Source organism: Mucilaginibacter sp. P2_A4 (assembly GCF_056405015.1).
In genome coordinates, this window is the sequence record NZ_JBFUCX010000004.1 from 285,046 (window position 1) to 304,008 (window position 18,963).

The 18,963-nt window shown below is 41.6% G+C and carries 19 protein-coding genes; 11 read left to right on the forward strand and 8 right to left on the reverse strand.

Annotated elements, in window-relative coordinates:
- Positions 1-14 precede the first annotated feature (14 nt).
- The 6 genes from AC1DYB_RS10175 to AC1DYB_RS10200 all read left to right on the forward strand — a co-directional run bounded on the left by AC1DYB_RS10175 (position 15) and on the right by AC1DYB_RS10200 (position 5,181).
- Positions 15-401 (forward strand): (deoxy)nucleoside triphosphate pyrophosphohydrolase, encoded by a 387-nt coding sequence (locus AC1DYB_RS10175; protein ID WP_477434607.1) that lies wholly within the window; start codon positions 15-17, stop codon positions 399-401.
- Positions 398-1,174, forward strand: coding sequence for an HNH endonuclease (locus tag AC1DYB_RS10180; protein WP_477434609.1), 777 nt, complete (start codon positions 398-400; stop codon positions 1,172-1,174). Before AC1DYB_RS10175 ends, AC1DYB_RS10180 begins: the two co-directional genes overlap by 4 nt.
- Positions 1,175-1,224: 50 nt before the next feature.
- Positions 1,225-1,542, forward strand: coding sequence for a hypothetical protein (locus tag AC1DYB_RS10185; RefSeq protein WP_477434611.1), 318 nt, complete (start codon positions 1,225-1,227; stop codon positions 1,540-1,542).
- 483 nt (positions 1,543-2,025) lie between these two features.
- A complete protein-coding gene (locus tag AC1DYB_RS10190; protein WP_477434613.1) occupies positions 2,026-3,264 on the forward strand; it encodes a hypothetical protein in 1,239 nt (412 codons plus the stop codon).
- Positions 3,265-3,342: 78 nt separating this feature from the next.
- Complete coding sequence (locus AC1DYB_RS10195) at positions 3,343-3,996, forward strand: LysM peptidoglycan-binding domain-containing protein (protein WP_477390844.1); 654 nt, start codon at positions 3,343-3,345, stop codon at positions 3,994-3,996.
- 357 nt (positions 3,997-4,353) lie between these two features.
- Positions 4,354-5,181 (forward strand): N-acetylmuramoyl-L-alanine amidase, encoded by an 828-nt coding sequence (locus tag AC1DYB_RS10200; protein ID WP_477434615.1) that lies wholly within the window; start codon positions 4,354-4,356, stop codon positions 5,179-5,181.
- A gap of 115 nt (positions 5,182-5,296) precedes the next feature.
- Here the strand turns inward: AC1DYB_RS10200 and AC1DYB_RS10205 are convergent, their stop codons facing one another.
- Positions 5,297-6,955, reverse strand: a complete 1,659-nt coding sequence (locus tag AC1DYB_RS10205; protein WP_477434617.1) for a glutamine--tRNA ligase/YqeY domain fusion protein — start codon at positions 6,953-6,955, stop codon at positions 5,297-5,299.
- Positions 6,956-7,102: 147 nt separating this feature from the next.
- Here AC1DYB_RS10205 and AC1DYB_RS10210 point away from each other — a divergent pair, with 147 nt between their 5' ends.
- The 4 genes from AC1DYB_RS10210 to AC1DYB_RS10225 all read left to right on the forward strand — a co-directional run bounded on the left by AC1DYB_RS10210 (position 7,103) and on the right by AC1DYB_RS10225 (position 9,789).
- Complete coding sequence (locus AC1DYB_RS10210; RefSeq protein WP_295721076.1) at positions 7,103-7,465, forward strand: TM2 domain-containing protein; 363 nt, start codon at positions 7,103-7,105, stop codon at positions 7,463-7,465.
- A 34-nt stretch (positions 7,466-7,499) separates the two neighbouring features.
- Positions 7,500-8,597 (forward strand): Nif3-like dinuclear metal center hexameric protein, encoded by a 1,098-nt coding sequence (locus AC1DYB_RS10215; RefSeq protein ID WP_477434619.1) that lies wholly within the window; start codon positions 7,500-7,502, stop codon positions 8,595-8,597.
- The gene (locus tag AC1DYB_RS10220) at positions 8,597-9,340 is read left to right on the forward strand and encodes a zinc ribbon domain-containing protein (protein WP_477390853.1); all 744 of its coding nucleotides are present in this window, start codon (positions 8,597-8,599) and stop codon (positions 9,338-9,340) included. The genes AC1DYB_RS10215 and AC1DYB_RS10220 overlap by 1 nt, the downstream gene beginning before the upstream one ends.
- Before the next feature lie 65 nt (positions 9,341-9,405).
- Positions 9,406-9,789, forward strand: coding sequence for a ribosomal maturation YjgA family protein (locus AC1DYB_RS10225; RefSeq protein WP_477434621.1), 384 nt, complete (start codon positions 9,406-9,408; stop codon positions 9,787-9,789).
- Positions 9,790-9,808: 19 nt separating this feature from the next.
- On the opposite strand, the gene AC1DYB_RS10230 is transcribed toward AC1DYB_RS10225, so the two are convergent.
- From AC1DYB_RS10230 to AC1DYB_RS10250, 5 genes are all read right to left on the reverse strand, one after another.
- Positions 9,809-10,879, reverse strand: a complete 1,071-nt coding sequence (locus AC1DYB_RS10230; protein WP_295721072.1) for a PA0069 family radical SAM protein — start codon at positions 10,877-10,879, stop codon at positions 9,809-9,811.
- A gap of 29 nt (positions 10,880-10,908) precedes the next feature.
- On the reverse strand, positions 10,909-11,553 hold the full coding sequence (locus tag AC1DYB_RS10235; protein ID WP_295721071.1) for a response regulator transcription factor: 645 nt from the start codon (positions 11,551-11,553) through the stop codon (positions 10,909-10,911).
- Entirely contained in the window at positions 11,519-12,349 is an 831-nt protein-coding gene (locus AC1DYB_RS10240; protein WP_477434624.1) for a sensor histidine kinase, read from the reverse strand. Before AC1DYB_RS10240 ends, AC1DYB_RS10235 begins: the two co-directional genes overlap by 35 nt.
- Positions 12,350-13,009: 660 nt before the next feature.
- A complete protein-coding gene (locus tag AC1DYB_RS10245) occupies positions 13,010-13,450 on the reverse strand; it encodes a hypothetical protein (RefSeq protein ID WP_477434626.1) in 441 nt (146 codons plus the stop codon).
- Positions 13,451-14,536: 1,086 nt separating this feature from the next.
- Complete coding sequence (locus AC1DYB_RS10250) at positions 14,537-14,890, reverse strand: hypothetical protein (RefSeq protein ID WP_477434628.1); 354 nt, start codon at positions 14,888-14,890, stop codon at positions 14,537-14,539.
- Between the two features lie 83 nt (positions 14,891-14,973).
- Here AC1DYB_RS10250 and AC1DYB_RS10255 point away from each other — a divergent pair, with 83 nt between their 5' ends.
- Complete coding sequence (locus AC1DYB_RS10255) at positions 14,974-16,050, forward strand: metallophosphoesterase (RefSeq protein ID WP_477434630.1); 1,077 nt, start codon at positions 14,974-14,976, stop codon at positions 16,048-16,050.
- 35 nt (positions 16,051-16,085) lie between these two features.
- Here AC1DYB_RS10255 and AC1DYB_RS10260 read toward each other — a convergent pair whose 3' ends face one another.
- Positions 16,086-16,736: a LutC/YkgG family protein gene (locus tag AC1DYB_RS10260; RefSeq protein ID WP_295721065.1), complete on the reverse strand. Its 651-nt coding sequence runs from the start codon at positions 16,734-16,736 to the stop codon at positions 16,086-16,088.
- Between the two features lie 57 nt (positions 16,737-16,793).
- Complete coding sequence (gene ftsH / locus AC1DYB_RS10265; protein ID WP_477390867.1) at positions 16,794-18,902, reverse strand: ATP-dependent zinc metalloprotease FtsH; 2,109 nt, start codon at positions 18,900-18,902, stop codon at positions 16,794-16,796.
- Positions 18,903-18,963: the final 61 nt, after the last annotated feature.

Genomic DNA, 18,963 nt, shown 5'->3' on the forward strand with positions numbered 1-18,963 from the left:
CGAAATAACAACCCGTGATTAAAGTAACCTGTGCCCTCATCGTCAACAATCAAAACTGCGTACTGGCAGCCCAACGCAGCCAAGCCATGAGCCTGCCTTTAAAATGGGAGTTTCCCGGCGGTAAGATAGAACCCGAAGAAACGGCAGAAGGTTGCTTAATCAGGGAAATTAAGGAAGAATTAAATATTGAAATCAAGATAATACAAGCCTTACCATCCAACACCCATATTTACCCTAAAATAACTATTGAACTTATTCCCTTTATTTGTGAGCATATCAATGGCGAAATAATATTAAAGGAACACGCCCAATTTAAGTGGCTGCATACAGATGAATTGTTAGCTTTGGACTGGGCAGATGCAGATATGCCTATTGTAAATCATTACTTAAACCACCCATGAAAGAAGGCCAAGTGCTTTGGACCAAAGATGAACTTACCTTAGCCATCAATTTATATAGCAAATTGCTTTTTGGCCAAATCCATCAAGGCAATCCACAGGTTAAAGCTTTAGCAAATTTGATTGACAGGAAGCCTGGCGCCGTAGCTTTAAAGTTGGTGAACTTTGCCAGTTTGGATCCCGTTTTACAGCAACGCGGCATTAAAGGCATGGGCAATGCCAGCAAGCTGGATAAAGAAGTTTGGAGTGAATACATGCACAATTGGGATGCTAAGTACATGGAGGGCGAAATACTGCTTGCCCAAAAGAAACAGACAACTATAGAAAAACTTTACAACATCAATTTAGATGACTACGAAGAAACGGAAGGAAGGGAAGCCACCAGAACCGTTAAAGTTCGGCTAAACCAATCCATTTTCAGAGACGTAGTATTATCAAATTATAACAATCAATGCTGTATTACGGGTATTGGAATGCCCGGCTTATTGGTAGCCAGCCACATAGCACCATGGAGCAAAGACGAGAACAACCGCCTGAATCCACAAAACGGCTTTGCCTTAAACGCCTTGCATGATAGGGCATTTGATAAGCACATGATCACCGTTACCCGAGATTTCAAGATCAAAATTTCGCCTCAATTTTATACTTGTAAAGATGTACCATCCATCAAACAAAACTTTATAGATTACGATGGTAAGCCCCTCATCGAGCCGCGTAAATTTTATCCTAAAGCTGAATTTCTGCAAATGCACAACGAGGTTTTCGCAAGCAAATAAGTTCACTTATCTCCGATTGCCAACCCCAACCCATCCGACTAAATTGCGGCATGGCGAACATCCGATTCAATTACCTGTACCGCGATGCCGGCAATTACAAAATATATGCTTCGGTAATCTTCGCCAACCCGGGCAACATTGATCTTGCAGAATTATCCGCCCTCATCCAATCCAAACTGATTGACCAAACCTGGTTCTACACCGGGGATTGGCACCTGCCCAATCTGCGTTCAGAAACTTTTACCGATGAGATTGACCCCACCTGGCACGAGTTTGAAAATGTTGGGTATACCGATGAGGCCGCGAACTCAACCATCAATCTACCGGATTTTACAAGCAGGGTAAAAAACACAAATTGGATATATTGATTAATGGAGCCGTCGGTTCGGTGGCCCTTACCTGCTATTATTTAGTGTAAATCGAGCGCCCTGCTCCAGAGGAGCAAAAGCTTTGTAGCAATTCGATATTTCCCGCCTTGCATTATAAACACGTTGTCATTCCGAACGAGGTACGAGGAGGAATCTTATACAACATGCGGCCAACTATGCAGGGTGTAGAAGATTTTTCGCTACGCTCGAGAAATTGTTTCTCTTTCGCTCCCCCCTATTCCTCCCTTTGCTCTATCGAATCGACATTTTCTGAGACACTTGTTAAGCATAAACACACCAGTCCCATTTACAGCATCTCCCCGGGTATACCTTTGCAGCGCCCCTAATGCGCTCAAAATCACACCGTTTTTCCAAAAAATGACTATAAATAACTATTTGAAATGGGGTTTATTTTAAACAAATTGCATTAAGGTACTAAATATCAACCTATTAAACCATACGATAACCTAACCAAAACAACCTATGGCAACCGACGACACATCCGACGCATCTAAAGATAAAAGCGACATTGCTTCGCGCGAAAACATTGCCCGTAATATCACCAGGTTCTCTATTTACGGCACCATAGGCCTAGGCCTGATAACCCTTGTTTATATATTTCTTGTAACACCACAACAGAGTATGACCAGTGAGGATAACTTGAAATTTATTGATAAAAAAATTCAGGTCATCCAATATGTATTTACTGCATTGCTGCCATTATGGGGCACATGGATGGGTACCGTAATAGCGTTTTACTTTTCAAAAGCAAATTTCCAGGCTGCTAATGATGGTGTTAAAAAGCTGTTTGAGCAGATTAGTCCTGCACAAAAACTGGAGTCGACCAAATGTAAGGATGTGATGATTCCGTTTGAAAAAATCAAGCCTTTTCCACTTACCTCTACCGCGCCTGTAGAAGATAACGCGGCCGACGAAGCGCAGGAAGCCGCCAAAGCCGCCGACGAAGCCTTAACCAATGCCAAAGCGGCAGCGGATCAGGCGGTACAGGATGCACAAACCGCTACAAGCAACGCTGCAGCTGCGGCCGCGGCTAAAACAGCCGCCGATGCCGCCCTCGACGACCCTGCAATTAAAGCCGACCCTGCCGCCCTGGCAGCAGCCCAAACAGCTGCAGCTGATGCCGCTACTGCTTTAGATGCTGCAAATGCCGCGGCAACAACAGCAGCTACTGTAGTAACAGACGCGAATGCAGCTGTTGTAACAGCCCAGGCAGCCAAAACAGACGCCGATAGTAAAGCTGCCGAAAAAACAGCCGCGGCAGCAACAGCGAATACCGGACCGGTAGATCAACTGGCCAGCATTAAAATTTTAGATGCCATAGCCTTTATGAAAGAAAATAAAATAACCAGGCTCCCCCTATTTAATGGTAAAAAACTGCTTTACATTATTCACCAAAGCACATTTGAAAAATTCATAACAGAGATATCAACCACCGCCACCTTAAACATACCTATAGCTAATGCAACCGTAAATGATATGGTAACCTGTGGATCTGACGATGTTAAAGGTTATTTGTTGAATGGGGCGCAATACATCGATATAAATGCCAATTTAAGGCAGGCACAGGCCCTGATTGAGAAAAACGCTTATTGTCAGGACGTATTTTTAACAACCAATGGTAATGCAAGTGAAGATGTAATAGGCTGGGTAACCAATAACAAGATTGCCGAAAACTCTAAAGATTTGAAATCGGGCAGCTAACCTGCATTTAGCAAGCCCGAAGTATTATTCATACTTTATAGGTCCCTGTATTTTTAAACGCATAACCTTAAAACACCTATGCAATACACCATTAAAGCCGGCGATACACTCGGCAAGATTGCCGGCAAACAGAGCATCCCGGTGAGTGCCCTGATGGCGCTCAACCCGCAGATCACCAACATCAACCAAATTGCGGTTGGCCAGGTTATTAACGTGCCCAATATGCAGGATGTACCTGCTAACGCCCCATTTGATATGCCTTTAGCTATATCAGATTTGATTGCCCGTGCCCGCAAGGTGGTCAATTCGCCCATTTTGTATAAGTTGGGCAGTGGCGGCATGTTCCCGGGGGATGCACTTCCCTCACGTGATGGCCTGTGCGATTGCAGCGGTTTTGTTTGCTGGGTGCTTCATCTTTCGCGCCAAACAACCATTCCGTTTTATAAAAAGTATGGCGGCTGGATCTTTACCGATTCCATGGTCGACGATGTAAATAGTTCATCGGGTATTTTTGAAAGAATTACCGTACCCCAGCCGGGCTGCATAGTAGTTTACGGCGCTGGCAGTAAAATTGGTCACGTAGGCATCGTATCCGAAGTGGCAAACGGCGCTATGAAAAAGGTGATCCACTGCAGTTCCGGAAATTCCAGAACTTTTAATGCCGCTATCCAGGAAACACCCCCAACCGTATTTAACCGACCGGATGCCTTATGGGGCCGCTTTGTTGGCTAATTTTTTTCGGGGTGATGGCATTTGCATTTTTCTGATATTACGCATAACGGTGCAGGTAACAATCCCCATTAACCATTTTAAAACTACTGACAAGAACCTGTCAGTGTTCGGATTTTTAAAAGGCTGCTGTTCGGCCGTGTTCGGGCAAAATATTTAAAAAATATAAGTAACTGATAATCAACACCTATAATATCCACCTCAAAAACAACCGAACATTCAATTTATTGATTATTAACCTAATAAATTTTAGCCCAGTCCAAAATCCCCCTATCCCCCCACAAAACCGAACACCCCCACCAGAACACTTTTCTGCCTGAATGGTTATTTGCTTACTTTAGCACTTAAGCATCATCGCCTATGAAAATTACCGTATACTCCATACTTGCTTTAGCCGTACTGGCAACCCTCAGTTCCTGTTCGCCCAAAGGGCCATACGCCTTCACCAACAAGGTATATAAACACCAAACAGATTCGGTATTAAAAGTAATAGCCCTCGAGCAGCCCGCCATGCTGGTTGATAGCCTAGGTGCCGCCATCCCCAGCGAGTGGGTAGGTACCGTGAACTTTAATGCCCGCAAGCCCAACTATGTAATAATCCACTATACCGCCCAGGATTCGGCCAAACAAACCCTTAAAACCTTTACCCTGGTTAAACCCCAGGTGAGCGCCCACTATGTGGTAGGCAAGGATGGCAAAGTATACCACATGCTTAACGATTACCTGCGTGCCTGGCAGGCCGGTATCAGCAAATGGGCCAGCATCAGCGATATGAATAGCTGCTCCATCGGTATCGAGATTGATAACAATGGCCACGAGCCCTTTAATGATGTACAGGTAAAAAGTCTGCTGGCGCTGCTGGCTCAACTTAAAAAGGCTTATAATATTCCTGCTGCCAACTTTATAGGCCACCAGGATATTGCCCCAGCCCGTAAACCAGACCCCGGTCCGCTATTCCCCTGGAAACTGCTAGCCCAAAAAGGTTTCGGCTACTGGAGCGACGATCTGCTTGAACTCCCGCCCGACAACTTTGACTATGCCACGGCCCTGCGCCTGATAGGTTATGATACCAGCAACCTGCCTGCCGCCATAACAGCCTTTAAACGCCACTTTGTACAGGTAGAAGACAGCCCCACCATGACCCAGCTGGATTTGAACGTATTGTATAATGTGTATAGGAAGTATTAGCCCCCCAGCCCCCTAAAGGGGGAGCCTTTGATTTGCGTGGGCCCCAAAAAAAGCCCGGCATTTTGTGCCGGGCTGATATATTTTTTAACTCCCCCTTTAGGGGGCTGGGGGGCTTTTATTTTTTCACCCACCCGTCCTTTAATGTTACGGTGCGGTTAAATACCAGCTTATCGGCAGTGGAATATTTATCCAGGGTAAAATAACCTTTCCGCATGAATTGTACAGGTGTTCCGGGTTTGGCGTTAGCCAGGTCGGGTTCAATGTAAACGGTTTGTATTATATGCAAACTGTTGGGGTTAAGGTAATCTTTAAAGTCACCATCCTCACTTTGCGGGTTCTCCACCTGGAATAAACGGTCGTAAAGCCTTACCTCGGCGGTTTTGGCGTGTGGCACGCTTACCCAATGAATAGTTCCCTTAACATTAATGCCGCTGGTATCATTCCCTGATTTTGACTCGGGCAGATAGCTGCAATGGATCTCGGTTACATTGCCATCAGCATCCTTCACAAAGTCGTCACAACGGATGATGTAGGCGTTCTTCAACCTCACCATCAGTCCAACCCCTAACCGGAAAAATTTCTTAGGCGGCACTTCCATAAAGTCCTCACGCTCTATCCACAACTCGCGGCTAAACGGAAACTCGCGACTGCCATCACCATCCTCAGCTTCAGGATTGTTTTCACCGTGCATGGTTTCTACTTCACCTTCCGGATAGTTGGTAAGGATACATTTTATAGGATCAAGCACGGCCATACGGCGCCATGCGGTTTTATTCAGGTCTTCGCGGATACAGAACTCCAGGAGGCCAACATCAATCATATTCTCGCGTTTGGCTACGCCGATGCGTTCGCAAAACTCACGGATACTTGCAGGCGTATAACCCCGGCGACGCAAACCACTAATGGTAGGCATGCGTGGGTCGTCCCAGCTTTCTACGTGCCCTTCTGTAACCAGCTGCAGCAGCTTGCGCTTGCTCATTACAGTGTAGTTAAGATTTAAACGGGCAAATTCGTATTGCTTTGACGGAAAGATGCCCAGCTGATCAATAAACCAATCATACAAAGGACGGTGAGGTATAAACTCCAGCGTACAAAGAGAGTGGGTTATATGTTCAATCGCATCCGATTGACCGTGCGCGAAATCATACATAGGGTAAATGCACCAGGCATCGCCGGTACGGTGATGATGGGCATGCTTAATACGGTACATCAAAGGATCACGCAGATGCATGTTTGGTGCAGCCAGATCAAGCTTGGCACGCAGCACCTTGGCGCCATCGGGGTATTTACCTGCTTTCATATCGGCAAACAACTGCAGGTTTTCCTCAACAGACCTGCTGCGGTACTGGTTAGGTGTACCCGGTTCGGTTGGTGTACCTTTTTGTGCAGCTATTTCCTCGGCGCTACTGTCATCAACATACGCCAACCCTCTTTTGATGAGGGCAACGGCAAATTCATATATCTTATCAAAATAGTCAGAAGCATATAGCTCTTCTGCCCATTCAAAGCCAAGCCATTTTACATCTTCTTTAATACTGTCAACATACTCCACATCCTCTTTAACGGGATTGGTATCGTCAAAGCGCAGGTTGGTTTTACCGTTATATTTTTGAGCCAGGCCAAAATTTAAACAAATGGATTTGGCATGCCCAATATGCAGGTAGCCATTAGGCTCGGGCGGGAAACGGGTTAATACCCTGCCATCGTTTTTGCCGGCGGCTATATCTTCTTCAACAATTTCCTCTATAAAGTTCAGTGATCTTTCTTCGCTCATAAACAACAGTTATCAATAACCACAAAAGTAACAAAAATTTTAAGCCCTAACTTTATAAACGGGAACTGTTCAAGCACGCAATTAGCATATTGTTTTTATCATAAAATAATTAAATTTGGAACAACTTAAATCAAAAACCTATTCAATATGAACATGTACAAAGATCCTTATATGAATTTTCAGGATATGACGCCCGAGGAGATGGGCTTTTTGCAACAAGCCACCGCCGGACTAAATGAAAATCAAACAAAGTATTTTTACATGGTTTATACCAGCAAACGCAAAAACGCACAGGAAATATTGTTATTTACCCTACTTGGCTTTATTGTGATTGCAGGTGTGCAACGTTTTGTACTGGGCCAAATTGGTATGGGTTTACTATATCTTTTTACAGGCGGCTTTTGCTTTATAGGTACTATTGTTGATTTGATAAACAATAAATCGCTTACATTAGAGTATAATAAAAATATGGCTTATGAAAGCCACCGTATGGCTATGTTAACCCAATAATTAACCCAGGCCATATTATAGCTAATACTTATTCATGAAATTATCCACCCTTACCGCCTACCTTGAAAGCCTTGCGCCACTGGTTTACCAGGAAGATTATGACAACGCCGGCCTAATTGTAGGTAACCCCGATCAGGAAATAACACAGGCGCTGCTTTCGTTAGATTGCACCGAGGCCGTGGTTGATGAGGCTATCGCTACCGGCAGCCAGGTAATTATATCGCATCATCCTATCGTTTTTAAAGGGTTAAAAAAGTTTAATGGTAAAACGTATGTAGAACGCGTGGTGGAGAAAGCCATCCGCAACCGCATAGCCATATATGCTATTCACACCAACCTGGATAACGTGATGACAGGGGTTAACACCCGCATTTGCGATACCTTGGGCTTAAAAAACTGCCGTATACTGGCACCCAAACACAACCTGCTTAAAAAACTGGTCACCTTTGTACCTCACAGCCATGCAGATGCTGTGCGCGAGGCTTTATTTGCAGCCGGCGCAGGCAATATTGGCAACTATAGCGAAGTAAGCTTCAATGCCGAAGGAACCGGAACTTTTAAAGGCAATGAACTTACAGTACCCCACGTGGGCGAGCCAGGCAAGCGTCACCATGAAAGCGAAGTTTGCATCCAAACCATTTATCCGGCCAACCTGGAGAGTAAGATTATCATGGCGTTGATACTTGCTCATCCATATGAGGAAGTAGCTTACGACCTTTATAGCTTAACTAACCAAAACCAGCAAGTAGGCTCGGGCATGATAGGCGAACTGGAAGTGCCGCAGAACCAGGAATCTTTCCTGTTTCATATAAAAGATAAAATGCGCACTCATGTAATAAGGCATACCGCTTTTACAGGCAAGCCGATTAGAAAAGTAGCGGTTTGCGGCGGTGCTGGAGGCTTTTTGCTGAAGCATGCCATAGCCGCCGGAGCCGACATTTTTATCACTGCCGACTACAAGTATCATGAGTTTTTTGATGCCGAAGGAAAAATAGTGATAGCCGACATCGGACACTTTGAAAGTGAACAATTTACGGTGCAATTAATGTATGATATAATTAGAAAAAAATTCCCTATCTTTGCCGTCCGTTTAACAGAAGTAAATACAAACCCCGTCAAATATTTTATTTAATGGAACAAACCGTAGAACAAAAGCTTAAAGCTTTATACGAACTCCAAACCATCCACACCAAAATTGATAGGATTCGCCAGGTAAGGGGTGAACTGCCAATGGAAGTTGCCGACTTGGAAGATGATGTTGCTGGTCTTGAAACCCGCATACAGAAAATCAAATATGAGCTGGATGATGTGGAGGATGAAATAGTAACCCGCAAAAACCTGATCAAGGATGCTCAGGCAAATATCAAAAAATACGAAGCGCAACTTAACGAAGTTAAGAACAACCGTGAGTACGATGCCATATCAAAAGAAATTGAGATACAGGGATTAGATATACAGGTAAGCGAGAAAAAGATACGGGAATTTGGTTTTGAAATATCTTCAAAAACCCAGGTATATGAAAAAGCGCTTGCTGATCTGGAAGCACGCAAGAGCGATCTTGACGCTAAAAAGGATGAGTTAGGTGTTATTACTGCCGAGACTGAAAAAGAAGAGAACGACCTTGTAGCACAAGCAGAAAAGGCTACTCCAAATATCGAAGAGCGTTTATTAACTGCTTACAACCGCTTGCGTCAAAATGCAAAAAACGGATTAGCAGTTGTAACTATTCAGCGCGATTCATGTTCAGGTTGTTTTAACCAGATCCCGCCTCAGCGCCAGTCTGATATCCGTCAACGTAAAAAGATCATCGTTTGCGAGCATTGCGGACGCATCCTTGTTGATGAGCAAATGGCTTTAGAAGCAGAGAACGCATAAGCAATAGTCTTTAAAATTTAAAAAAGGTACCCGAAACGGTGCCTTTTTTTGTGAAGCAAATTTTCATGAGTAAGTTAAGGCTAACCTATTTTATCCTCACTATAGCTACCATAATCATTGGGCTGCTTTCCCGGCATTTTGAATCTATCCCTCTGTTTATTGGTGATATCCTTTGGGCGCTGATGGTTTATTTTATCGTGCGCTTCCTGTTCATCAATAAGGAATTAAAATTTATCATCATAGCAAGCTTGCTGTTTTGCTACGCCATAGAATTTAGCCAGCTTTATAAAGCACCCTGGATAAACGAATTGCGGCATACCATTTTTGGCAAGCTGGTTTTAGGCGAAGGTTTTTTATGGAGCGATCTGCTATGTTATACAGTTGGGGTGGGGATTGGAGTTCTGTTAGATTTATACGCCATCAAGAAAAAAATACATACTTCATTTTAGGCGACATAGCCCGCCATTCTCAAAACATACTGATCTGCTTTCCCTTCTTCGGCACAAATAAGCTGTAATCATATTCTGGCATCTCCCTGCCCGCCATAAAGCGATTACAGGCCATTCTAAACATCTGGTGGATAGATTCTGCCACCTTACCCCCGCCGCTCATTCTACGCCCAAAATCGCTATCATTTAGCTGCCCGTCGTGACACTCGCGAATCATGTTGAGCACCTTCTCTGCTTTATCAGGAAAGGCTTTGTAAATCCAGTCGCTAAATATCTCGGCGATACTTCCATTGAGGCGCACAATGGTAAAGCCTGCAGCTAATGCTCCCCTATCGGCAGCAGCCTTAATGATGTTAGGCACTTCATTACTATTCAATCCGGGAATTATCGGGGCTGCCATAACCCTCACGGGGATGCCATTTTCTGAGAGTTTCTGCACAACAGCCAATCGCCCGGTGGCCGTTATAGTACGCGGTTCTAATTTTTGCCGAAGCTGTTCATTTAGTGATGTTATAGAAATATTTACATGCACCAGGTTCATCGCGGCAAGTTCTGTAAGAATATCAAGATCGCGCAGAATTACATTGTTTTTGGTGATGATACTTACGGGGTTTTTATATTGCAAAAACACCTCCAGAAGCTGCCGTGTTATCTGCAATTTACGTTCAACAGGCTGATAACAATCCGTATTGCCAGATAGCATGATACATACCGGCTTATAGTTCTTTTTATTAAAATATTGCTCAAGCAATTCGGGGGCATTGCGCTTGATGATTATCTTCCGCTCAAAATCCAAACCGGCGCTAAAACCATAGTATTCATGGCTATTACGGGCGTAACAATAAATGCAGCCATGCTCACAACCCTGGTAAGGATTTAAGGAGTACATGTGGCTTAGATCCGGACTGTTAGATTCGCTTACTATCTTTTTGGGTGTTTCTTCAAAAAGCTGGGTTGAGCTATTTTCAAGCAAGGGCTCGTCGATCCCTTCAATATGGTCGGCCACATATTTATTTTTCAGAAACTTATTTTGCGTATTAACCTGCGCGCCCCTGCCTTTGAAAAAGCCAGAGCCATCCTCTTGTGCCATATGGCAAATTTGCTAATTAATTTAGCAAATTACAAATCAACCAGCTTGTTTTTTATGCTGTACAAAACCAGGCCTACACGGCTCTTTATTTGTAGTTTTTCAAACAGCTGGTCGCGGTAACTATCAACAGTACGCACGCTGATGCACATGGTATCTGCAATTTCCTTGTAGGTAAGCTCCGTACTGGTGAGCCGTAAAAACTCAATTTCGCGCGGGTTCAGTTTTACTTGCGCGGCCTTATCAGAATTAAAATTATGAAGCAGGTGCTTGGTAACAAAATCAGGATAATACAGATCGCCTTCTGCAACTTTAGTTAATGCCCTTTCAAACTCATCGGGTTCAGAATCTTTTAAAAGGTAGCCCTTTACACCGGCCCTTACCATCGTAAGCACCTTCTCGGCATCCTCAAACATCGATAAAATGATTACCCTGATAGAGGGATGATATTTTTTAAGCCATTGCGCAGTTGATATTCCGTCCATCACGGGCATATTGATATCGAGCAAAACAATATCCGGGATATGTCCACCGGCAATATTGTCTATCAGCTCCTTGCCGTGCGCGGCCTCAAACAGTATATTATAACCATTAAAGCTACCTATCAGCGCCGCCATGCCACTCCTAAAAAGGCGATGATCGTCAACCAGGGCTATTTGAATGGGTTCCGTTAGCATAAATTTCTTGTACCTGGGGGTTTAACGATAGCTTAATAGAACAGCCTTTTTTGGGCGAGCTGTTTATAACAGCCTCAGCACCAATTAAACCCGCCCTGTTTGTCATGTTACGCAATCCAGATCCGCTCTTGTCACTAAGCAATTCGGGTTGGAAACCAACACCATCATCTTCGATGGTTAAATTAAACATTTGTGTATTATAATACAAACCAATTTTAATGTTTGCTGCGTCTGCATGTTTCAACACGTTATTTAGAGCTTCCTGGAATATTCTGAACAAAACCAGCTCCCGTTGCTCGCCCAGGCTGTACACTTCTCCCTCCACTATTACATCCATATGGATAAGCCCGCTTTTGTTAACACGGATGGCCTCCATCTCCAATGTTTTTACCAGACCCAATGCGCTGATGTGCTCAAAACTTAAACTTTTTGACAGATTACGCAGATCGGTAATGGTTTGTGAAATAAGTTCCCGGTTATCATTCAAACTTACCTTCTCCACCCCATCCAGCTTATTGCCCAACAGGCCAAGGTTAAGTTTTACGAACGATAAAACCTGGGTGATATTATCATGCATTTCCCGGCTTACATAGTTCAATGTTTCTTCCTGTATCTCCAGGCGGGTTTTTAGCAGTTCCTGCTTAAAAGAGGATTTTAACTCGGCTTTTTCAAGTGCGTTTTTATTCTGTTTTTTTTGAAACATCAATAAAAAACCAACCATAAAAAAACCTAATAATAACAATAATGCAGTACCTGCAATTATTATAAGGATAACTTCTTCGTCTTTGAAAAGCATAAAAAGGCGTAAATTAAAATTGAGTTGAGCAACAAGTTTGAAAGCCCTGGAATAGTTGCCGCCAGCATGTAAAAATGATAATTGTTTTTATATACCATGTAGCTATAACAAGAATAAAAAAGACTCTTTGAAAGAAAATAAAAAAGCAAGCCCGTAACAACTAAAAACGGCGGGTGCTTTAAAAGTACTAAACCCTCCGTTGCTTCTTTCAACAAATCGTGATAATAGTTGTAAATTAAGGTTAAAATAAACAGGGCCTGTAATACCATTGCAATTGTATTCAACTTCCACATTCCCTGAACAAAAAACATATCAATAAAGGAAAAGAGTATTACAATACCAGCAAATAGATATACTTTTTTTTTATAAGATGCTCTTTTTGCAAGTGACGTCATTAAATAAGTAAAAAGAATAAAATCTATTAATTCCATGATGTTAGCGCACCAGGAGTCGGTATGATTAATCATCAGCAAGTTAAACAGATTCGCAAATTCATAAACACTTACACACCCAAAATAGGGTACAAACCATTTAAAATTGCTGTCCATTTTTTTGTAAGCGTACAAGCTAAAAGCAAATGTTATCGGCAAGGATATAAGGTAGATGTAGTATAATGTCAGCATTGATGACCTTTTAAATATAAATACTATTACGCAAAAGCTAATATTGGGACAGTGCCGCTGACTTCTTTGTCTTTGAAAAGCATAAAAAGGCGTAAATTAAAAGTGAGTTGAGCAACAAGTTTGAAAGCCCTGGAATGGTGGCCGCCAGAATATAAAAATGATAATTGTTTTTATAAATCATAAAGCTAAAGCATGACATAAAAACACTCTTTGAAAGAAAATAAAAAAGCAAGCCTGTAGCAACTAAAAACGGTGGATGCTTTAGAAGAACCAAACCCTCCTCTGCCTCTTCCAACAAATTGTAATAGTAAATACAAATTAAACTTAAAATAAATAAAGCCTGCAATACAATTGCCATGGTATTCAACCTCCAAATTCCCTGAATAAATGCCATATCAATCAAGGAAAGCAGTATTACGATAGTAGCAAGTGTGTATACTTTTTTTTTATACAATACTCTTTTTACAAGCGACGTCATTAAATAAGTATAAAGGATAAACTCTATTATTTCTTCGATGTTACTGCACCAGGAATTGGTATGATTAATCATCAGCCAGTTTAACAGATTCGCAAATTCATAAACAATTACAAATGCAAAAAATGGAACAAACCATTTAAAATTGCTGTCCATTTTTTTGTAAGCGTACAGGCTAAAAGCAAATGTTATCGGTAATGAAATAAGGTAGATGTAGTATAATGTCAACATTGATGACCTTTTAAATATAAATGCTAAAATTTTTTATCCAATCGCTCTGTTTTTTTAGAAAAATCAGGTTGCAAAAACATGTTACGGGGTGTCTACAATTATTATAAAGATAGCCTCTCAGTTTTCGAAAAACATAAAAAAGCATAAATCAAAAGTGAGTTGAGCAACAGGTTTGAAATCCCAGCAATACTACTTGCCAAAATATAAAAATGATAGTTGTTTTTAAATACCATATAACTAAAGCATGAATAATAAAAAACAGTTGAAAGAAAATAAAAAAGCAACCCTGTAGTAACCAAAAACGGCGGATGCCTTAAAAGCACCAAGTGCTCCCGGGCCTCTTCAAACAAGTTGTAGTAATAATTGCAAATCAATGATAAAATAAACATGTCCTGCAATACGACAGCGACCGTACATCTTTTCCAAAATCCCTGAATAAAAAAAATATCAGTAAATGAAAGCAGTAGTATAACAGCAATAAGTATATGTACCTTTTTTTTATATGATACCCTATTATCAAGAGAGCTGAGAAAATTAGCAAAGAGCACAAACTCTACCATTCCCCATAAATTATTACACCACGCATTGCTATGCTTAATCATAAGCCAGTTAAAAAAATTGGCCAATTCATAAACAATTACAAATGCAAAATAAGGAAGAAACCATTTAAAATTGCCGGCAAGCTGTTTATAAGCGTATAAGCAAACAATAAAAGTTATGGGTAAGGATATAAGATAAATATGATATAACATTCAATATTGATGGCCTTTTAAATATAAATGCTAAAATAGTTCATCCTTAAACACTTTTTTAAAATTGTCATCAATATTAAATGTTAAAATTTAATTAGTTACCAAATCAAGGGCAAATAGGAGGGCATTCCTTTCCTAGGTTCACAGCTTCTAATCCTGTGGTAAGTACACTACTATCTAAAATAGCATCTGTATCACCACTTCCGTTATTTACAGTTCCGATAAAAACTACGGTTGTTTGGCTGGGTGCTTTAGTTTGTTTTTCATCATAAGCAGCCAGGTAAACCCTTACACCTGTTGTTTCTGCCGGCAGATTATTCACAAAATCTTTAAAGGCTGCAACATCAAACCAGATAGATTTGGTATCATTAATGCTATAGGTACCATCAATCAGTTTTTTCCGGGCAGTTTCATACCGTTCTACCATTTGTTTCGCAATAGTTAAATCAATAGTCTTCATATTTAATTGGGATTAGTTAAAAAAATGACCACGCACTTTTACTCAATTATAACACAAAAAGTTTTATCTTCTGTTAAAAATCCATGCGCAAATTTTTGCAAAAACTATTAACCCAACCTGTAGCCAAACTTGCCGACAGACTATCGTCAAGACCCGATAAGAAACGGGTTGACAAGGCCTTAAGCCGCCTATATAAAAACATCATTACCAAACCAGGAAAAAAAGGGCTGGTAATTCCCTTTGATTCCCTTAAAGATAAATTTATCATCTTTTCCGATCAGCATAAAGGCGCGCGCGACGACATGGATATTTTTGCCCTTGCCGAGAAAAATTATCTTACAGCGCTCAACTATTACGAGGAACAACAATTCTTTTATATTAACCTGGGCGATAGTGAAGAGCTTTGGGAAAACCTTTTCATCACCATAAAAAAGCATAACAAAGCTACTTTTGAAAGCGAAAAGCACTTTATAAACCGCAATGCTTTCCTCAAAATATTTGGCAATCATGACCTTTATTGGGGTAACGACCCACTGGCCGGAGTTGGCTTGCTGCAAGTATACGGACAGCTGGTAAAAATTTATGAGGGTGCAATATTACAAACCAGTGTAAATGAAAAACCGCTAAATATATACCTTACCCACGGCCACCAGGGCGATTTGCAAAGTGACGGCAACTGGTTGTTTGTATCAGACATCTGGGCCCCATTCCAGGCCTATCTAAAAATCAACCTCAATACACCGGCCAATAATGATCAGCTAAAAACAGATCACAACCGGATCATGTATGAATGGGCTGCAGAGCGAAATAACACCCTGCTCATTACCGGCCATACTCACCAGCCGGTTTTCAAATCCCTCACTCACCTTGAAAGGTTATATGATGAAATGGCAAGGGCAAAAAAAACAAACCACACAGCTGCAGTTGCCGAAATTGAAAAACAAATAACCAACAGGAATTTAAAAGGCGATGTAGTACCCGATTTTAGCGCCTATAAACCTTATTATTTTAACAGCGGCTGCTGTTGTTTTGATGATGGGGATATAACCGGCATCGAGATAGCAGACGGTTTTATAAGATTAATAAAATGGGAGTACGATGATAAAAAGAAAAGTAACCGGATTGTATTGGAGGAATGTAAACTCGATGAGTTGATTTAGCTTAGTGAATTTAAATAGACCTTAAGCCGCTGGGTTTACCCTTCCTGAGAATCATCCAATAAAAACACAAACAACTCTTTTGGGCCATGTGCGCCAAGTACCAGAGTTTTCTCAATATCGGCTGTGCGGCTTGGACCCGTCACGTTGCTGATCATGGATGGCAATTGATTACCATATTTACTTTTAAGAAGCTTAAACCCGTCTTTAATATCCATTACCATTTGTGATGTGTAAGCCAGCACAATATGTACAGGAGGATAGATGCTTAACCGCCTGCCGGCCATATTACCGTTTGATAGCAAAATACTCCCGTTACGTGCTATTAAAGCTTCGCAAAAGGTAAAGCCAACGTCGGCCTGGTCAAAATCTTTGTCGGTTTCGTAAAACGGATATTCAAAACGGGTGAGTATTTCCTGTAAGCCGGGCTCCCAGCAATATATTTTACGCCAGTTTCTTTCTTCGGCCAGGGTAAGCAGTGTTTCTATGAATTGCATTTCATCTTCGCAAAAAATAAACTGCCCGTTAACAGCAGTAAATTGCTCTGCAAAAACAACTTCGGGTATCTCCTCATCGTTTGCGTAAAGTGGCAGGTCTTCCAGTTGAGGGTACGGATTGTCCCTTTTTTCCAGCAGTGCCTTCCGGATCTTTTTAAGCAGTTTTTCTTTTGATGTGGTGATATCCCTCATAGTAAAAAAAGGAAAGCCACCAGCTTGGCTGATGGCTTTTTTATAATGTTGTTTTTATTAAACTTTTGGATCCTGCCCGTCAATCCTTGATAACTCAGGATTGGTTACCGTTTCAGGGATAGCGTTGTTATCAACATCAGGATTCATAGCAGCTTCACCATTTACAAATTTATCATAAGTGGTTCGTTCGTCAAATGGGCGTTTTCCTAATATCTCTTCCAGATCACTTTGGAATAATACCTCTTTTTCTAACAGTTTCTGAGCTATTTTTTCTAAACCTTCGCGTTTTTCGTTCAACAATCCTTTGGTTTTTTGATAAACCTCATCAACCAGTTTACGTACTTCGTTGTCAATCATTTCAGCAGTTGTATCTGAATATGGTTTATTAAACTGGTACTCTCCCTGCGGATCATAGAAGGACACGTTACCTACATTGCCATTCATACCATAAATTTTAGTCATGGCATAAGCAAGCTTGGTAATACGTTCCAAATCGCTCAAGGCTCCGGTCGAAATTTTTCCAAAAACGATGTCTTCAGCAACCCGGCCACCCATAGAAACACTCATTTCATCTAACAATTGCTCGGTAGTGTACAAAAACTGCTCTTTTGGCAGATATTGAGCATAACCCAATGCTGCTACACCCCTTGGCACTATAGATACTTTAACCAACGGATCGGCATGCTCCAGGAACCAGCCTGCAATAGCATGGCCTGCTTCGTGGTAAGCCACAATACGTTTTTCTTCGGGCGATATAATTTTGTTCTTTTTCTCCAAACCACCAATCACACGGTCAATGGCATCCTGGAAATCGGTCATATCTACCGATTCTTTATTTTTACGGGCGGCAATCAGGGCAGCCTCGTTACAAACATTGGCAATTTCGGCGCCGGCAAAACCTGGTGTTTGTGCTGATAATTTTTTAGCATCAACACCCTCATTAAGCTTAATAGGCTTCAAGTGAACCTTAAAGATCTGCTCACGGCCTATCAAATCCGGTTTATCAATTGATACCTGCCTGTCAAAACGTCCCGGGCGCAATAATGCAGAATCCAATACATCCGGACGGTTGGTTGCAGCAAGAATAATTATACCAGAATCGGTACCGAAACCATCCATCTCCACCAATAACTGGTTCAATGTATTTTCGCGCTCATCATTACCACCAACAATATTGTTTTTACCACGGGCACGGCCAATGGCATCAATCTCATCAATAAATATGATACAAGGGGCTTTATCTTTAGCCTGGCGGAATAAATCACGAACACGTGATGCACCCACCCCTACAAACATCTCCACAAAATCTGAACCCGAAAGGGAGAAGAATGGCACCTGCGCTTCACCAGCCACAGCTTTAGCCAATAAGGTTTTACCTGTACCAGGTGAGCCTACCAGCAATGCGCCTTTAGGTATTTTACCACCCAGATTGGTATATTTTTTAGGGTTTTTCAGGAAATCTACAATCTCCATTACCTCTTGTTTGGCTTCCTCAAGACCGGCAACATCGTTAAACGTAACCGAAACCTGAGCTTCTTTATCAAACAGGGTAGCTTTTGATTTACCGATGTTGAAAATTTGTCCGCCCGGGCCACCGCCTGAACCACCAGACATACGGCGCATAATGAATATCCAAACAGCGGCAAACAAGATCACCATAATAACTCCCTGTACTAACCAGTTAGATAAAAGGCTTTCGCGACCCTGTTGAAGCTCAACCGAAATTTTGGGAGCTGTAGGATCTGTGCTTTCTACAGCGGCAATAGATTTTTTTAAGCTCTCGTATGAATCATCAGTAAAAGTATACTGAGGACCATTGTTTGAAGCGCTAAATAAATGCTGTTGTTTTCCACTATCAGAAACATAACGCTGTTTACTCAGGCTTTCCTTCTTAATATAAACCTCGGCAATTATTAAATCACCGCTTTTGTACGCAATTATTCTGTCAACATCATGCTGCTTCAGCATGTTAGTTTCAAAATCCTGATAGGTGATTCGCGCACCATTATCTCCGCCTAACAAGGTAGACGCCAACAGGAACGCCAAAACAATAATACCATAAATCCACATAATGTTAAACTTAGGTGGTTTAGGAGTTGTTTTTTTATTTAGAATCTTCCTTATCGGTTTCGGACTTTCTGATTTATTATCTTTATTATCTTTCATTTCTTTGTTACGAGCCAAACTTAATATCTATAATTTAAAATACATAATTATTAGCATGACG

Excerpts from the sequence above, each read along its gene's own strand:
- AC1DYB_RS10180 (WP_477434609.1), top strand. The coding sequence starts at position 398 with ATGAAAGAAGGCCAAGTGCTTTGGACCAAAGATGAACTTACCTTAGCC.
- AC1DYB_RS10185 (WP_477434611.1), top strand. The coding sequence starts at position 1,225 with ATGGCGAACATCCGATTCAATTACCTGTACCGCGATGCCGGCAATTAC.
- AC1DYB_RS10190 (WP_477434613.1), top strand. The coding sequence starts at position 2,026 with ATGGCAACCGACGACACATCCGACGCATCTAAAGATAAAAGCGACATT.
- AC1DYB_RS10195 (WP_477390844.1), top strand. The coding sequence starts at position 3,343 with ATGCAATACACCATTAAAGCCGGCGATACACTCGGCAAGATTGCCGGC.
- AC1DYB_RS10200 (WP_477434615.1), top strand. The coding sequence starts at position 4,354 with ATGAAAATTACCGTATACTCCATACTTGCTTTAGCCGTACTGGCAACC.
- AC1DYB_RS10205 (WP_477434617.1), bottom strand. The coding sequence starts at position 6,955 with ATGAGCGAAGAAAGATCACTGAACTTTATAGAGGAAATTGTTGAAGAA.
- AC1DYB_RS10210 (WP_295721076.1), top strand. The coding sequence starts at position 7,103 with ATGAACATGTACAAAGATCCTTATATGAATTTTCAGGATATGACGCCC.
- AC1DYB_RS10215 (WP_477434619.1), top strand. The coding sequence starts at position 7,500 with ATGAAATTATCCACCCTTACCGCCTACCTTGAAAGCCTTGCGCCACTG.
- AC1DYB_RS10220 (WP_477390853.1), top strand. The coding sequence starts at position 8,597 with ATGGAACAAACCGTAGAACAAAAGCTTAAAGCTTTATACGAACTCCAA.
- AC1DYB_RS10225 (WP_477434621.1), top strand. The coding sequence starts at position 9,406 with ATGAGTAAGTTAAGGCTAACCTATTTTATCCTCACTATAGCTACCATA.
- AC1DYB_RS10230 (WP_295721072.1), bottom strand. The coding sequence starts at position 10,879 with ATGGCACAAGAGGATGGCTCTGGCTTTTTCAAAGGCAGGGGCGCGCAG.
- AC1DYB_RS10235 (WP_295721071.1), bottom strand. The coding sequence starts at position 11,553 with ATGCTAACGGAACCCATTCAAATAGCCCTGGTTGACGATCATCGCCTT.
- AC1DYB_RS10240 (WP_477434624.1), bottom strand. The coding sequence starts at position 12,349 with ATGCTTTTCAAAGACGAAGAAGTTATCCTTATAATAATTGCAGGTACT.
- AC1DYB_RS10245 (WP_477434626.1), bottom strand. The coding sequence starts at position 13,450 with ATGACGTCGCTTGTAAAAAGAGTATTGTATAAAAAAAAAGTATACACA.
- AC1DYB_RS10250 (WP_477434628.1), bottom strand. The coding sequence starts at position 14,890 with ATGAAGACTATTGATTTAACTATTGCGAAACAAATGGTAGAACGGTAT.
- AC1DYB_RS10255 (WP_477434630.1), top strand. The coding sequence starts at position 14,974 with ATGCGCAAATTTTTGCAAAAACTATTAACCCAACCTGTAGCCAAACTT.
- AC1DYB_RS10260 (WP_295721065.1), bottom strand. The coding sequence starts at position 16,736 with ATGAGGGATATCACCACATCAAAAGAAAAACTGCTTAAAAAGATCCGG.
- ftsH (WP_477390867.1), bottom strand. The coding sequence starts at position 18,902 with ATGAAAGATAATAAAGATAATAAATCAGAAAGTCCGAAACCGATAAGG.